Origin of the sequence: Paraburkholderia sp. BR10882, from assembly GCF_040948855.1 — a bacterium.
GTDB lineage: Bacteria > Pseudomonadota > Gammaproteobacteria > Burkholderiales > Burkholderiaceae > Paraburkholderia > Paraburkholderia nodosa_A.
Window position 1 is genome coordinate 1 of the sequence record NZ_JBFPKP010000008.1, and the last position, 15043, is coordinate 15043.

General features: G+C 66.9%; 13 protein-coding genes and 1 tRNA gene. 10 read left to right on the forward strand and 4 right to left on the reverse strand.

What is annotated here, in order from left to right; all coding sequences use genetic code 11:
* The first annotated feature begins 24 nt into the window (after nt 1-24).
* From rsmB to AB3X99_RS20760, 10 genes are all read left to right on the forward strand, one after another.
* On the forward strand, nt 25-1563 hold the full coding sequence (rsmB, locus tag AB3X99_RS20715; protein WP_368618178.1) for a 16S rRNA (cytosine(967)-C(5))-methyltransferase RsmB: 1539 nt from the start codon (nt 25-27) through the stop codon (nt 1561-1563).
* A complete protein-coding gene (locus AB3X99_RS20720) occupies nt 1560-2153 on the forward strand; it encodes a DUF4390 domain-containing protein (RefSeq protein WP_368618002.1) in 594 nt (197 codons plus the stop codon). Before rsmB ends, AB3X99_RS20720 begins: the two co-directional genes overlap by 4 nt.
* A complete protein-coding gene (locus AB3X99_RS20725; RefSeq protein ID WP_069264607.1) occupies nt 2143-4563 on the forward strand; it encodes a PAS domain-containing sensor histidine kinase in 2421 nt (806 codons plus the stop codon). Before AB3X99_RS20720 ends, AB3X99_RS20725 begins: the two co-directional genes overlap by 11 nt.
* On the forward strand, nt 4564-5262 hold the full coding sequence (gene esaR / locus AB3X99_RS20730) for a response regulator transcription factor EsaR (protein WP_069264609.1): 699 nt from the start codon (nt 4564-4566) through the stop codon (nt 5260-5262). It begins immediately after the preceding gene.
* A gap of 94 nt (nt 5263-5356) precedes the next feature.
* Nucleotides 5357-5432: transfer RNA gene (locus AB3X99_RS20735), tRNA-Phe, on the forward strand.
* Nucleotides 5433-5698: 266 nt separating this feature from the next.
* Complete coding sequence (queC, locus tag AB3X99_RS20740) at nt 5699-6430, forward strand: 7-cyano-7-deazaguanine synthase QueC (RefSeq protein WP_069264611.1); 732 nt, start codon at nt 5699-5701, stop codon at nt 6428-6430.
* 158 nt (nt 6431-6588) lie between these two features.
* Nucleotides 6589-7221, forward strand: coding sequence for a 7-carboxy-7-deazaguanine synthase (gene queE, locus AB3X99_RS20745; RefSeq protein ID WP_368618003.1), 633 nt, complete (start codon nt 6589-6591; stop codon nt 7219-7221).
* A 31-nt stretch (nt 7222-7252) separates the two neighbouring features.
* Nucleotides 7253-7696, forward strand: coding sequence for a 6-carboxytetrahydropterin synthase QueD (gene queD, locus AB3X99_RS20750; RefSeq protein ID WP_028203213.1), 444 nt, complete (start codon nt 7253-7255; stop codon nt 7694-7696).
* Between the two features lie 249 nt (nt 7697-7945).
* Nucleotides 7946-8728, forward strand: a complete 783-nt coding sequence (locus AB3X99_RS20755; protein WP_133183264.1) for an HpcH/HpaI aldolase/citrate lyase family protein — start codon at nt 7946-7948, stop codon at nt 8726-8728.
* Nucleotides 8725-9450, forward strand: a complete 726-nt coding sequence (locus AB3X99_RS20760) for a tetratricopeptide repeat protein (protein ID WP_368618004.1) — start codon at nt 8725-8727, stop codon at nt 9448-9450. The genes AB3X99_RS20755 and AB3X99_RS20760 overlap by 4 nt, the downstream gene beginning before the upstream one ends.
* A gap of 106 nt (nt 9451-9556) precedes the next feature.
* Here the strand turns inward: AB3X99_RS20760 and rodA are convergent, their stop codons facing one another.
* The 4 genes from rodA to mreC all read right to left on the reverse strand — a co-directional run bounded on the left by rodA (nt 9557) and on the right by mreC (nt 14942).
* Nucleotides 9557-10723 (reverse strand): rod shape-determining protein RodA, encoded by a 1167-nt coding sequence (gene rodA / locus AB3X99_RS20765; RefSeq protein WP_133183262.1) that lies wholly within the window; start codon nt 10721-10723, stop codon nt 9557-9559.
* A 9-nt stretch (nt 10724-10732) separates the two neighbouring features.
* Nucleotides 10733-13216: a penicillin-binding protein 2 gene (mrdA, locus tag AB3X99_RS20770; protein WP_368618005.1), complete on the reverse strand. Its 2484-nt coding sequence runs from the start codon at nt 13214-13216 to the stop codon at nt 10733-10735.
* A gap of 101 nt (nt 13217-13317) precedes the next feature.
* Nucleotides 13318-13830 (reverse strand): rod shape-determining protein MreD, encoded by a 513-nt coding sequence (gene mreD, locus AB3X99_RS20775; RefSeq protein ID WP_069264625.1) that lies wholly within the window; start codon nt 13828-13830, stop codon nt 13318-13320.
* Nucleotides 13830-14942: a rod shape-determining protein MreC gene (mreC, locus tag AB3X99_RS20780; protein ID WP_368618006.1), complete on the reverse strand. Its 1113-nt coding sequence runs from the start codon at nt 14940-14942 to the stop codon at nt 13830-13832. Before mreC ends, mreD begins: the two co-directional genes overlap by 1 nt.
* Nucleotides 14943-15043: the final 101 nt, after the last annotated feature.

Consider the following 15043-nt stretch of genomic DNA (forward strand, 5'->3'; position numbering starts at 1 on the left):
CTGCGGCCCGCATCCGGTTTCTTCATGACATCCAGCCCATCCCGGCGACCCGGCAAGCCGTCTCAAGGCAAAAAGAGTTCCGCATCCCCCGCGCGCCCGCAGGGCGCGGCGCCGGCGCGCAGCCACGCCGTGCACCTGGCCCCCGATTCGCTGGGCTTTGCGCTCGACCAGGCCGCTCATGCGGTCGGCGCGGTGCGCGCCGGTTCGGCCTTGCCTGGCGCGCTCGCGAGCGCCTTCGCCGCCTTGCCCGCCGACTTCGCGCCGCAGGCTCGCGGCGCTGTGCAGGACATCGCCTATCGCACCATGCGGCGGCTCGGCACGGTCGACTGGCTGATCCGGCAGCGCGTGAGCAAGGCGCCGCCGCAGCTCGTCGCGAACCTGCTCGCCTGCGCGCTGGCGTTGCTCGCCGAAGACGAGGCGAGCGCCGCCTACACGCCGTTTACGGTCGTCGATCAGGTCGTGGGCGCGGTGGGCGCGCGCCGCGAGATCGCCTTCGCGAAGGGGCTCGTCAATGCGGTACTGCGCGGATTTTTGCGCGAGCGCGACACCGCGCTTGCCGCCGCCCAGGCCGATGAAACCGCCCACTGGAACTATCCGCGCTGGTGGATCGACGCGGTCCGCGCCGCGTGGCCCACGCAGTGGCAGGCGATTCTCGCCGCGGGCAACACGCAAGGCCCGCTCACGCTGCGCGTGAATGCGCGCCGCACGAGCGCCGCCGATTACGTCCAGCGGCTCGCCGCCGACAACATCGCCGCCACGCAGATCGGCGAACACGCCGTGCGTCTGGCCGCCGCGTTGCCGGTGGATCGCATCCCCGGGTTCCTCGCGGGCGACGTGTCCGTGCAGGACGCCGGCGCGCAAGTGGCCGCACAAATCCTCGGCGTGTGTGACGGCATGCGTGTGCTCGACGCGTGCGCGGCGCCCGGCGGCAAGAGCGGCCATCTGCTCGAGCTTGCCGACATCGATCTGGTTGCGCTCGAAAGCGACGCCACGCGCGCTGCGCGCATCGGCGAAAACTTCGCGCGCCTCGGTTTCGCGCAAGACGATCCCACGCACCCGATGCGGCGCGCATCGATCGTGGTCGGCGACGCGGGCAATCCTGCCGCGTGGCATGACGGCGAAGGCTTCGATCGCATCCTCGCCGACGTGCCATGCTCGGCCTCGGGCATCGTGCGCCGTCATCCGGACATTCGCTGGCTGCGCCGCGAGAGCGACATCGCGGCGCTTGCCGCCGAGCAGCGCCGCATCGTCGATGCGCTGTGGCCGCTCGTGAAACCGGGCGGCGAACTGCTGTACGTGACCTGTTCGATCTTCCCCGAGGAAGGCGAGGCGCAGGCGCGCTGGTTTGAAAGCACCCATGCGGATGCGGTACGATTGGACGCCCCGGGGCAACTGCTGCCCGTGGCATTCGGCGCGCCGGCCCAGGGGCCAGAAGACGGCGCAGCCGGCGAAGCGCGGCACGATGCTGCTGCAAAGGCCGAAGTGACGACGACTGTCTTTCCCGTTCCCGATCGCACCGCAGATCACGACGGATTCTTCTACGCGCGCTTTCAGAAACGGTGACCATCAAACGCTTCTTCCCGCTGCGGTTCGCGGCCCTGATCTGGCTGGTGCTTGCCGTCGTCGGCTTCGCGGCCGCCGCGCCGGCGCGCGCCGACTCGATCTCGGTGCAGCGCGCGTCGCTCCAGGCCGACAGCAACGGCTGGAGCCTCGACGCCCGTTTCGACTTCGACCTCAACAGCAGCCTGGAAGACGCGGTCAACAAGGGCATTCCGCTCTACTTCACCACCGACTTCGAGCTCACGCGCGCGCGCTGGTACTGGTTCGACGAACAGCCGGTGAGCGTTTCGCAAAGCATTCGCCTGTCGTTCCAGCCGCTCACGCGCGAGTACCGCGTCTCGAGCGGCGGTCTGCAGCTCGGCTTCTCGACGCTCGCAGAAGCGCTCGCGGTCATCAAGCACGTCACCTCGTGGCACGTGATCGATCGCAACGACGTGCACGCCGGCGAAACGTACACGGCCTCGGTGCGCATGCAGCTCGACGTCGCGCTGATGCCCAAGCCGTTCCAGATCGACGCCGTGAACAACCGCGACTGGAACCTCGCTTCCGACTGGAAGCGCTTCAACTTCACGGTGACCGAACGTGCTAAATAAAGTACGCCGCGCCACCAGCTTCAGCAGCGTCGTCGTCAAGCTGCTCGTCTCCACCGTCGCGTTCACCGCGACGCTGCTGCTCGTCCTGCTCGCCGCGGCGAGCGCGAACACCGAGTTCTTCGACCGCTACTACGGCTGGCTCTACGCAGCCAATATCGTCGTCGCGCTGATCTTCCTGTCGGTGGTCACGGCGCTCATGATCGTGATCGTCGTGCGCTTGAGGCGCGGCAAGTTCGGCACGCGGCTGCTCGCGAAGCTCGCGTTCTTCTTCGCGCTCGTGGGCGTGGTGCCGGGCGGCATCATCTATATCGTTTCCTATCAGTTCGTCTCGCGCTCGATCGAGTCGTGGTTCGACGTGAACGTGGAAACCGCGCTCACCGCCGGCCTGAATCTCGGCCGCGGCATGCTCGACGCCTCGCTCTCCGACCTGCAAACCAAGGGCCGTCTGATGGCCGAGCAGATCGCGAACGGCGATTCGGCAGGCACGACGCTCACGCTGCTGCGCGCGCGCGACCAGTTCGGCGTGCAGGACGCGATGATCGTCGAGCCGGTGCGCAGCATGTCGGGCGCGGCACCCGACATGCACGTGGTGGCGCAGGCGTCGAGCAACTTCTCGTCGCTCATGCCCGCCGATATGCCCACGGCGCTCATGATCGATCAGGCGCGCGGGCGCGGCTATGCGGCGATCGAAGGCGAAGTGGACGGCGACCCGCATCAGCTTGGCTCGAAGGGCGCGCTTCGATTGCGGGTGGTCACGCGCATTCCCGATGCGAACACAACGGATCTGCAGCCGGTCGAGCGTTTCCTGCAGCTCGAGCAGCCGGTGCCGGCCGCGCTCGCGCGCAACGCCGACGCCGTGCAGCGCGCGTATCGCGAGTACCAGGAGAAGGCGCTCGGCCGCACGGGCCTGCGCAAGATGTATATCGGCACGCTCACGCTCGCGCTCTTTCTCGCCACTTTCGTCGCGATGATGCTCGCGCTCGCCCTCGGCAACCAGCTCGCGAGGCCGCTCTTCCTGCTCGCGCAGGGCACGAAGGAAGTGACCGAGGGCGACTACACGCCCAAGCGCGAAATCAAGTCGCGCGACGAGCTGGGCTTCCTCACGCAGTCGTTCAACGCGATGACGCGCCAGCTTTCCGAAGCGCGCCAGGCCGTGGAGAAGAACCGCGTCGCGCTCGAGCATTCGAAGGCGTACCTCGAGAGCATTCTCGCGAACCTCACGGCGGGCGTGTTCGTGTTCGACCGGCAGTTCCGCCTCACGACGGCGAACCCCGGCGCGGAGCGCATTTTCCGTCAGCCGTTCCAGACGCAGCTCGGCGTCGCGCTCGATCACATCGGCGCGCTCACGGAGTTCGGCGCGATGGTGCGCAAGGCCTTCGCCGACCAGGAAGCTTCGCGCGGCGATGGCGATCAAGAGCGCGGCCATTGGCAGCAGCAGTTCTCCGTGCCGATTCCGGGCGAGACCGATCCGCTCACGCTGCTCGTGCGCGGCGCGCGCCTCGTATCCGACACGGGCCGCGACGCGGGCGACATGCAGACCTCGGGCTACGTCGTGGTGTTCGACGACATCTCCGACGTGATCTCGGCGCAGCGCTCGGTGGCGTGGGGCGAAGTCGCGCGGCGTCTCGCGCACGAGATCAAGAATCCGCTCACGCCGATACAGCTCTCGGCCGAACGCCTGCAGATGAAGCTCACCGACAAGCTCGCGCCCACCGACGCCGAAGTGCTCAGGCGCGGCGCGACCACCATCGTCAATCAGGTCGCGGCGATGAAGCAGATGGTCGACGACTTCCGCGATTACGCGCGCACGCCGCCGGCGGTGCTCGCGAACCTGCAGCTCAATGAACTCGTGAGCGAAGTGCTCACGCTCTACGGCGCGGAAGAAGGCAAGAGCGCGATCAAGGTCGAGCTCTCCGAATTGCCCGTGATACGCGGCGACGCGACACAATTGCGTCAGGTGATCCACAACCTGCTGCAAAACGCGCAGGACGCGGTGGCCGACACGCAGAATCCTCGCGTGACGCTCGAGACCCGCGCCGTAGAATACGGGGACCCCGACGCGCAAGGACGCACGCGCGTGGCGGTTCGTCTCACGGTATCGGACAACGGCCCGGGTTTCCCGGCGCGCATTCTCACGCGTGCGTTCGAACCCTATGTGACGACCAAGGCCAAAGGAACAGGACTCGGGCTTGCGATGGTCAAGAAGATCGTCGACGAGCACGGCGCGCGCATCGACATCCGCAATCGAATGAGAGCGGGCGATGTGATCGAAGGCGCGCAGATCTCGATTCTCTTTCTCCAGTTGGCAGACGATGCCGCCACGCCCGGACCCGGCCGATCCGGGGAGGGGCAGGCGCGTGCCGAAGCGGAGCAAGGATCAAAAGCAACAGTGCAGACAAGGGCAGCGTAAATGGCAACCATCCTGGTGGTAGACGATGAAATGGGCATCCGGGAATTGCTCTCGGAGATCCTCAGCGACGAAGGACACGTCGTGGAGCTCGCGGAAGATGCGCAGCAGGCGCGCGACTTCCGGCAGCGCCACGTGCCGGATCTCGTGCTGCTCGATATCTGGATGCCGGACACCGATGGCGTGACGCTGCTCAAGGAATGGGCCGCGCAGGGCCATCTCACCATGCCGGTCATCATGATGTCGGGGCACGCGACCATCGACACCGCCGTCGAGGCGACGAAGATCGGCGCGCTCAACTTCCTCGAAAAACCGATCGCGCTGCAAAAGCTGCTGAAGGCGGTCGAGCAGGGGCTCGCGCGCGGCACGGCCGCGCCGGTCGCGCCGGCCACAGCGGCGGCAGCGGGGAAGACGGCGGCGGGCGGACCCGCGGTCGTGGCATCGGCGGCGGCGCTGCCGGTACTGGGCGCCGACGGCGTCCATGGCATGCAGGCGGCGGCCACGCAAACGGCATCGATCTCGTTCGATATCCCGCTGCGCGATGCGCGCGACGCGTTCGAGCGTGCCTACTTCGAGTACCACCTCGCGCGCGAGAACGGCAGCATGACGCGCGTGGCCGAAAAAACGGGGCTTGAGCGTACGCACCTGTATCGCAAGCTCAAGCAGCTCGGCGTGGACCTCGGCAAGAGCAAGGGCGAATGAACGCGTGCAAGTGAGCGGCGCGGACAGGCGCGTCAATTTTGCGAAAGCCACTTGGCAAGCGCTGATTTCACCGCTATAATCTTCTTTCTTCGTTGGCCCGGTAGCTCAGTTGGTAGAGCAGCGGATTGAAAATCCGCGTGTCGATGGTTCGATTCCGTCCCAGGCCACCAGAATGCAGCCCCAGGAGATCGTTCGATTCCTGGGGCTTTTTCGTTGTGCGCGTTGTCCTGCGGCTTGAGCTCCAGACATCGACGGTATCCGGGGTATAAGGGTGCGCCGATGCCCGTAGAAGGGGCCCGGCCTATACTGCATGAGCCGGCGCGGGGGTTGTCCCTGCCGGCCCGCCGGGCGCCAGGCGACAAAAGCGGGCAAGGAAGCCAGCAAAGCGCCAGCAACGAAAGCATTCGCGCGGAAACCTCATACACGGAGTTTCACGGTGACTCGAACAGAAGCCAAAGGCGCGCTCGTCCTGTTTTCCGGCGGCCAGGATTCGGCCACGTGCCTTGCATGGGCGCTCGACCGCTACCAGAGCGTCGAAACGCTCGGCTTCGATTACGGCCAGCGTCATCGCGTCGAACTGGAATGCCGCGAGGGTTTTCGCGCGGCGATCGCCAGCACGTTCCCCGAGTGGGGCGAGCGTCTCGGCGACGATCACATGATCGATCTCTCGGTGCTCGGCTCGATCAGCGACACAGCCATGACGCGCGAGATCGAGATCGAAACCGCCGCGAGCGGCTTGCCGAACACCTTCGTGCCGGGCCGCAACCTGATGTTCATGCAGATCGCCGCGGCGATCGCTTATCGTCGCGGGCTCAAGGTGCTCGTGGGCGGGATGTGCGAAACCGACTTCTCGGGCTATCCCGACTGCCGCGACGACACGATGAAGGCGCTGCAGGTCGTGCTCAATCTCGGCATGGACACGCGCTTCGTGCTGGAAACGCCGCTCATGTGGCTCGACAAGGCCGATACATGGCGCCTCGCCGAAAAGCTGGGCGGCGAAGCGCTGGTGGATATGGTCCGCGTGGAAACGCACACCTGCTACCTGGGCGAGCGCGCGGAGCTTCACGCGTGGGGGTTCGGCTGCGGCGAGTGCCCGGCGTGCAAGTTGCGCAAGCGCGGGTATGAAGCGTATCTCGCCGGCGAGAACGTGACGGAAGCCCCGGCCTGAGTGTTAGCCTCGGGCCGCGCGCGTCACTTTCGCGGTGAATGAATACGGCCAGGGCCGCGCACGGGCGGCGCGCCCCCCCGCCGACACGATGATTTCGCGCCCGAGACCAACCGGCTTTGCACGCGCCTTGCGCGCATGAGCCAGAACCAGGCTGCACGATGACTTACGCGGTAAAGGAAATTTTCTACACATTGCAGGGCGAGGGCGCGAACGCCGGGCGTCCGGCCGTGTTCTGCCGGTTCGCCGGCTGCAATCTCTGGTCGGGCCGCGAGGAAGATCGCGAGCAGGCCGTTTGCCGCTTCTGCGACACCGACTTTGTCGGCACCGATGGCGAGAACGGCGGCAAATTCCGCACGCCGGAAGAACTCGTCGCGCAGATCGCCTCGCTGTGGCCCGAAGGCGAGGGCAACCGCTTCGTGGTCTGCACGGGCGGCGAGCCGATGCTGCAGATCGACCAGCCGTTCGTCGACGCGCTGCATGCCGCCGGTTTCGAGATCGCGATCGAAACGAACGGCTCGCTGCCGGTGCTGGAAACGATCGACTGGATCTGCGTGAGCCCGAAGGCCGACGCGCCGCTCGTCGTCACGAAGGGCAACGAGTTGAAGGTTGTCGTGCCGCAGGAAAACCAGCGCCTGGCAGAGTACGCGAAGCTCGATTTCGAGTATTTTCTCGTGCAGCCCATGGACGGCCCGTCGCGCGACCTGAACACGAAGCTCGCCATCGACTGGTGCAAGCGCCATCCGCAGTGGCGCCTGTCGATGCAGACCCACAAATACCTGAACATTCCCTGATTCACGCGAATTTACCTGAAGAAGCGCCGTGCTGACGATCACCCGAAAACTCGAATTCGACGCGGGCCACCGCATCCCCGACCACCGCAGCCAGTGCCGTAATCTGCACGGCCATCGCTACGTGCTCGAAATCACGCTGGAAGGCGACCTCGTCGAAACCGAGGGCGCGCCCGACCGCGGCATGGTGATGGACTTCGCCGATGTGAAGTCGCTCGCGAACCAGCATCTCGTCGATCTGTGGGATCACGCGTTCCTCGTCTTCGCGGGCGATACGCAGGTGCGCGGCTTCCTCGAAACGCTGCCGGGCCACAAGACAGTCGTGATCGACCGCATTCCGACCGTGGAAAACCTCGCGGCCATCGCGTTCGACATTCTCGCGAACGTGTACGACGCGCACTATGGCGTGAATCTGCGCCTGCACAAGCTGCGCCTGTACGAGACGCCGAACTGCTGGGCCGAAGTCACGCGCGACTGACGCGAGCAGGACCCCGCTTCAGTCGTTTCACCCGCCGCTTCACCCTCGCTCCGACGACCCGCGCAAGGCGGGTTTTCCGTGCCGACCGCCAGGTTTTTGTCGCGGTATGATCATTGCCGCAAGGCCTGCGCATCCCCGCGCGCGGCCCGACAAACACATAACGGAGCGAGACCTGCCGGCTGCCGCGCTGCCGGGCGACACCGCCCGCGCCTGGCGCGTGCGCCCCGCGGCCTCGCCGGGAGCACGGCGATGAGCACCTTCACCAATCCCCTCAAGGAACGCCTCAAGGAGGCGGACCCGCTATTCGGCTTATGGCTTTCGATGGGCAGCGAGACCGCCGCCGAGGCGCTCGCGCACGCCGGCTTCGACTGGCTGTTGATCGACATGGAGCACACGCCCAACGACAGCGCCGACACCATCGCGCAACTGCGCGCCATCGCGGCCGCGCATCTGCCCACCGAGCCCGTGGTACGTCTGCCGGACAGCGAGCCGTGGCTCGTGAAGCATGTGCTCGACGCGGGCGCGCGCACGGTGATGTTCCCCAACGTGGCCTCGGCTGAAGAGGCCGCACGCGCTGTGAGCCTCACGCAGTACCCCGACGCGCGCACGCCCGGCGGCCAGCGCGGCGTGGCGGGCGTGGTGCGCGCGGCGGCCTACGGCATGCGGCGCGATTATCTTCAGGGCGCGAACGCGCAGATCGCGACGATCGTGCAGATCGAGTCGGCGGCGGCACTGGCCGAAGTCGAGAAGATCGCGAAGGTGCCGGGCGTCGACTGCCTGTTCGTGGGTCCAGCCGATCTGGCGGCGAGCCTCGGCCATCTCGGCGACTCGAAGCATCCGGACGTCGTCGCCGCCGTGCAGCGCATCGTCGCGGCCGCGCGCGAGGCGGGCGTCGCGGCAGGCATCTTCGCCATGGATGCGGCCGCCGCCAGGCAGTATCGCGAGATGGGTTTCAGCTTCATCGCCCTGGCCGCCGACGTGATATGGCTCGTGCGCGCGACACGCCAGGCGCTGCAGGAGGCGAGATCATGAAGCGTCCGAAAGCGCTTTTCGGGCGAGCGCGCGTGCTCGCCATCGGCTGTCTCGCGGCCGCTGCGCTCGGTGTGAGCGGAGTGACGGCAGCCGCCGACGCTGCGAGCGCCACCGCAGGCGCGGAGTCCGATCCGCAAACGGCCAACGCCGTTGCCGACTACAACGCGGGCAACCTCAGCGCGGCGCGCGCCGAGTTCCTGGCGGCGGCCGAGCGCGGCAACCGGCTGGCGGAGTTCAACTACGCGATGATGCTCGTGAACGGCGAAGGCGGGGCCGCCGACGTGGGCGAGGGCCGCAAGTGGCTGCGCAAGGCGGCGGACGCGAACATGTCGCACGCGCAGTACGTGTACGGCAAGATGTACGACGACGGCGACTTCGTCGAGCGCGATCCCGTGCAGGCGCACCAGTGGTTTCTCAAGGCGGCGAAGCAGGGTCACGTGCAGGCGGAGCTGGCGCTCGCGAACCAGTACCTCGACGGGCGCGGCACCACGCGCGACAACAAGCAGGCGTTCTACTGGTACAAGAAGGCCGCCGAGGGCGGCGACATGACCGCGCAATACGTGACCGGCTCGTTCTACGAGCGCGGCGGCGACGGCGTGCCGAAGAACCTCAACGTCGCGCGCGCGTACTATGCCGCAGCGGCGGCGCAGGGCGATCCCGTGGCGCGTTTGAAGTACCAGCAGTTGAGCGCGCAGCTGATGAAGTCGGCGCCCACCCAGTAAGCGCCAGCAAGCGACCGCGAAACAAAAACGCGCCGGGCATGCCGGCGCGTTTTTTTTGGTTGCTTCGATCTCTGCGATCGGGCGGGCATAGCTTCCCGCCACGCCTTCAACTCTGCATCAACCGCTTCTGGCGTCCCACGCTCATGATGAGCCCGATCGCCACGCCGAGCGTGGTGAGCGCCGTGCCGCCATAACTCATGAACGGCAGCGGCACGCCCACCACGGGCAGGATGCCGCTCACCATGCCGATGTTGACGAACGCATAGGTAAAGAACGCCATCGTGAGCGAGCCGGCCAGTAATCGCCCAAAGAGCGTCGAGCCGTTCGCGGCGATATAGAGCCCGCGCGCGATCAGACACATATAGAGCGTGAGCAGCACGAGGCCGCCCGCGAGGCCGAACTCTTCGGAGAACACCGCGAAGATGAAGTCGGTGTGCTTTTCGGGGATGAACTCCAGGTGCGACTGTGTGCCCTTCAACCAGCCCTTGCCGAGCGGGCCGCCCGAGCCGATCGCAATCACGGCCTGGATGGTGTGGAAGCCCTTGCCGAGCGGATCGGAGGTCGGGTCGAGCAACGTGCAGATGCGGTGCTTCTGGTAGTCGTGCATGAGCGGCCAGTTCACCTGCGGCTGGCAGATCTTGTCCTGGAACGCCGCGATCGAGGCCACCGCGATCACGCCTGCGATCAGCACCGGCACGATCAGCTTGAACGAGAGCCCCGCGAAATAGATGACGAAGAGGCCCGACGCGAACACGAGCACCGCGGTGCCCAGGTCCGGCTGCTTGGCGATGAGCCCCACCGGCACGAGCAGAATCACGAAGCCGACGACGAAGTCGTACCAGCGCATCACGCCTTCGCGGCGCTGGTAGTACCAGGCGAGCATGAGCGGCGTGGCGATCTTGAGGATTTCCGAGGGCTGAATCACGACGCCGACGTTGATCCAGCGCTTTGCGCCCTTGCGCGTGAGGCCGAATAGCGCCACGGCGATGAGCAGCGCGATGCCGAACGTATAGATCGGCACCGCGAAGCGCATGAGCGTGTTGGGCGGCACATTGGCGAGCGCCCACATCAGCACGAAGGTGAGCATGATGTTGCGCAGCTGGTCTTCCACGCGGCCCGGCACGTCGAGGCTCGCGCTGTACAGCGTGACGATGCCTACGCACAGCAGCAGGAACACGGTGAGCGCGAGCGGTCGGTCGAAGCCGAGGAACATCTTGCGCAGCGTGTCGAGCACCGCGCGCTTGTCGATCTTGTCGAACTGAAGGAAAGGCATGGTGGTTCCTTACTCGTCGATGCCGCCCGTTGCGGGCTTGGGCGGCGGTGCGAGCGTAGCCGCGTCGCTCGCGCTGGCGGGGCGGTGCGGGCGATGGGGGCCAGGGCCGAAGTGGCGGGGCACGGAGGCGGGCGCGGGGCGGGCGGCACCCGTGTCCGCCGTGCCGTTCGTGCCGCCGGTGCCGCCGTTCACGGCGTCGGTTGTGGCGGGCGCATCGAGGCTAACGTTCTGGCGTGGCTTGCGAGTCTTGCCGGCGGCGCTGCTTGCGGGCGTAGCCCGCGCCGCCGCGCCGGGGGCCGCAGCCGCAGCGGAGGCAGGCGCAGCAGCGGCCGCGCCCGAGGCTTGCGAAGCCGCCGCAGCAGCAGCCGAAGCAGCCGCAGCCGCAGATGCCGCGCCGGGAATCGGCAACGGCGTGAAGCCGGCTGCGACCCGCACCGGCTGTGCGGCCGGTGTGGCCGGTGTGGCCGGGGCAACGCCCGAGGCCCCCGCGGCTGCTGAAGCCGCCGATGCCGCCTCAGGCGGCGCGCCGATCACGGGCGCGGACGCGTCCTCCGTGGCCGAAGCCGCCGCGCTCACGGCCGCCTGCTCGACGCCGGGCTTGAGCCGGTCGACGAGCCAGTAATCGAGCACGCGACGAGCGATCGGACCTGCGGCCTGTGCGCCCCAGCCGCCGTTTTCGACGATCAGCGCGACGGCGATCTGCGGCTTCTCGGCTGGCGCGAACGTGATGAAGAGCGCGTGGTCGCGCAGATTTTCGGCGAGCGCATGCGCCTTGTACTTGCCGCCCTGCAGCGAGAAGACCTGCGCCGTGCCGGTCTTGCCCGCCGAGGTGTACGGCGCGTTGCGGAACACCTGGTAGGCCGTGCCCGACAGATTCATCGTCACGTTTTCCATGCCGCGCTTGACCACGTCGATATCGGCCTGGCTCACGTTCAGGCGCCCGCTTTCGCTCGGCACCGTGAGGCGCTCCTGCTTCGTGATCGGATTCTCGATCTCCTTCACGAGGTGGGGCTTCATCAGAATGCCGTTGTCGGCGAGCGTGGCCGTGGCATGCGCGAGCTGCAGGATCGTGAACGAGTTGTAGCCCTGGCCGATCCCGAGGCTGATCGTCTCGCCCTCGTACCAGCGCTGCTGCTCGGGCTTGCGGTACGCCTTGCGCTTCCATTCGGTGGAGGGCAGGATGCCGCGCGCCTCGCCCGCGATGTCGATGCCGGTGAGCTGGCCGAAGCCGAGCGGCTTCATGAAGTTGGCGATGTTGTCCACGCCCAGGTCGTGCGCGAGCATGAAGAAGTAGGTGTCGTTCGACACCATGATCGCGCGGTTCATGTCGATCCAGCCCTGGCCCGAGCGCACGTCGTTGTTGAAGCGGTGGCCGCCGAACATGTAGTAGCCGGGGTCGGAAAAGCCCCACTGCGGCGTGCGCTTGTGCAGCGTGAGCGCGGCGAGCGCCATGAACGGCTTGTAGGTCGAGCCCGGCGGGTAGGTGCCGTGCAGCGGACGGTTCAGGAGCGGGTGATCGGGCGAGTTGTTGAGCTCGTCCCAGGTCTGCTGGTCGATGCCGTCCACGAACGAGTTCGGGTCGAAGCTCGGTGCCGAGACGAACGCGAGAATGTCGCCCGTGGACGGCTCGATGGCCACGAGCGCGCCGCGCTTGCCCGCGAAGGCCTGCTCGGCCACCTGCTGCAGACCGATGTCGATCGACAGCACGAGGTTGTTGCCGGGCGTGGCCTGGGTGCGCGAGAGCGTGCGCACGGGGCGCCCGCCCGCCGTCACTTCCACTTCCTCGAAGCCGGTCAGGCCGTGCAGCTCGGTTTCGTAGCTTTGCTCGACGCCGATTTTGCCGATGTAGTCGGTGCCGTTATAGTTGTTCGCGTCCAGACGCGGATCGTAGTGCTCGGGATCGCTGTCGTTCTTGTCGGAGAGGTCGTCGATGCGCTCCTGGTCGCGCTGCGAAATCCGGCCGATATAGCCGATCACGTGCGCGGCCGTGGGCCCGAGCGGATATTGGCGGAACAGGCGCGCGCGCACTTCCACGCCGGGGAAGCGGAAGCGCTGGGCGGTGAAGCGCGCGACTTCGTCGTCGGTCAGGCGCGTGCGGATCGGCAGGCTCTCGAAGTTCTTCGAGTCTTCGAGCAGCTTCTTGAAGCGGCGGCGGTCGCGCGCATCGATCGGAATCACGGTCGAGAGCTCGTCGATCGTGTTGTCGAGCGTGTCGGCGAGCTTCGAGGGCGTGATTTCGAGCGTGTACGCCGAGTAGTTCTTCGCGAGCACGACGCCGTTGCGGTCGGTGATGATGCCGCGGTTCGGCACGATCGGCGCGACGGAAATGCGGTTTTCGTCGGCCTGCAGCGAATACTTGCTGTGGTTCCAGACCTGCAGATAGAGGAAGCGGAACGCGATCAGCCCGAAGCAGACGAACACGAACAGCCCCGCCGCCGCGACGCGCAGGCGGAACTTCGTGAGCTGCTGCTGGGTGTCCTTGAATTCGGTCATGCTGTCAGACCCAGGCGCCGCGGTTCCAATCGCGAGGAACGGCGGCCCGGGGTGCGTAAGAGGTAGTCAAGCGAGTCTTCCAGCGGCGGGCGGCGGGCCGCTCAAATGGGCCGGGTGTCGTCGGGATCGACGGGGCGGCGCTGCGGCAGGAGCAGCAGCACGCTCGCGATCGGCCAGAGGATCGCCTCGACGAAGCCGCTGATGAGATAACCCCAGCCAGGAAACGAAGCGCCCATCAGCAGGCGGATCACGAACGGCACGACCTGCGCGCCGACCAGCATGGGCGTGACGGCGAACATCTGCAGGCCGATCGACATCCACAGCACGCGGCGGTGAATGGTGATCGCGCCATAGGAAAGCAACGTGTACGCGAGCGCGTGCTCGCCGAGCAGATTCGCGTTGTGGACGTCCATGAGGAGCCCGAGGAAGAACGCGACGCCCATGCCGACTTTGCGCGGCTGGTGAATGTTCCAGAACAGCAGCACGAGCGCGACGAAGTCGGGCACGCCGGGCAGCTTGCCCCAGGGCAGCAGGTTCAGCAGGAACGCCGCCGCGAGGCTGAAAACGATGAAGTACGGATTGACCGGCTGCAGAATGTATTGCGGACGCGGCATCAATGGCCCCTTTTCTCGACGGCCTTCGCTGCCTCTTCGCGCAGGCTCTCCCTGGGCCGCTTTTTCTCCGCCGGCTTCGTGTCTGCTGCGGCGGCGTTCGCTGCCGGCTTGGCCTGCTGCGCCGGGGCCGCGCCCGATGCGGCGGCGGCGGGCTTCGCCTTCGCGTCATCGGCCTTCTTGTCAGCCTTTTTGTCCGCGGCCTTGGCGGCCTTCTTCTTCGCGTCCTTCGCCTCGGCGGCCGCTGCGGCTTCCTCGGCGGCGATCGGGTTGGGCGGCAACTGCGGCACATAGTGCAGCACGAGCACCTGGCGCGCCCCGCGCACGGCGGCGAGCGGCAGGCAGACCACGCGTGCGAACGCGGTGTCGGCCTGCTTGTCCACGCGCAGCACCTTCGCGACCGGCAGCCCTTGCGGATAGATGCCGTCGAGCCCGCTCGTCACGAGTTCGTCGCCCACTTGGAGATCGGCGCTGATCGGCACGAAGCGCAGATCGAGCAGGTCGCCCTTCGCCGTGCCGTAGATCACACTGCGCAGGCCCGTGCGCACGACTTCGACCGGCACGGCCTGGTCCTTGTCGGTGACGAGCGTGACTTCGGACTGCATGGGGAACACGCGTGTGACCTGGCCGATCACGCCGTCTTCGCTCAATACCGGTGAGCCGTTCTGCACGCCCTGCTGCGAGCCGCCGCCGATCACGACCTTTTGCGTGAACGGGTCGCGCGTGTCGTACTGGATCTCAGCAGGCGTGGTTTGCGCGCCGATGCGCTGCGAGAGCTGCAAAAGCGCGCGCAGGTGCGCGTTTTCGGCGGCGAGCGAAGCGGCCGCGTTGGCCTGCTGCGAAAGCTGGAGATTGCGCACGTGCAGCTGGGTGTTTTCGGTGCGCAGCGTGGAACTCGTCACGGCCAGATCGGCGGCGCCCATAAAGAAGTCACGCGGCACGAGCGCCGCGCGTTGCAGCGGGTAGAGACCCGCGCCGAGCACGCCGCGCACGATCTCGAGCGTCTTGAAACGCGCGTCGGAGACGAGGAGCGCGAGCGACAGCACGACGAAGAAAATCAGCCGTGCGAGTGCCGATGGGCCCTGTTTAAAGAGGGGCGGCGGACTGTATTCCATGGTCGGCGCCGGGGGCGTGTGCGGTTCGGTGAAACAGAGGGTGTAACGGAGGGCACAACGAAGTGTGAATCTTCGGCGCCCCGCAGGACGTCCCGTTGCGG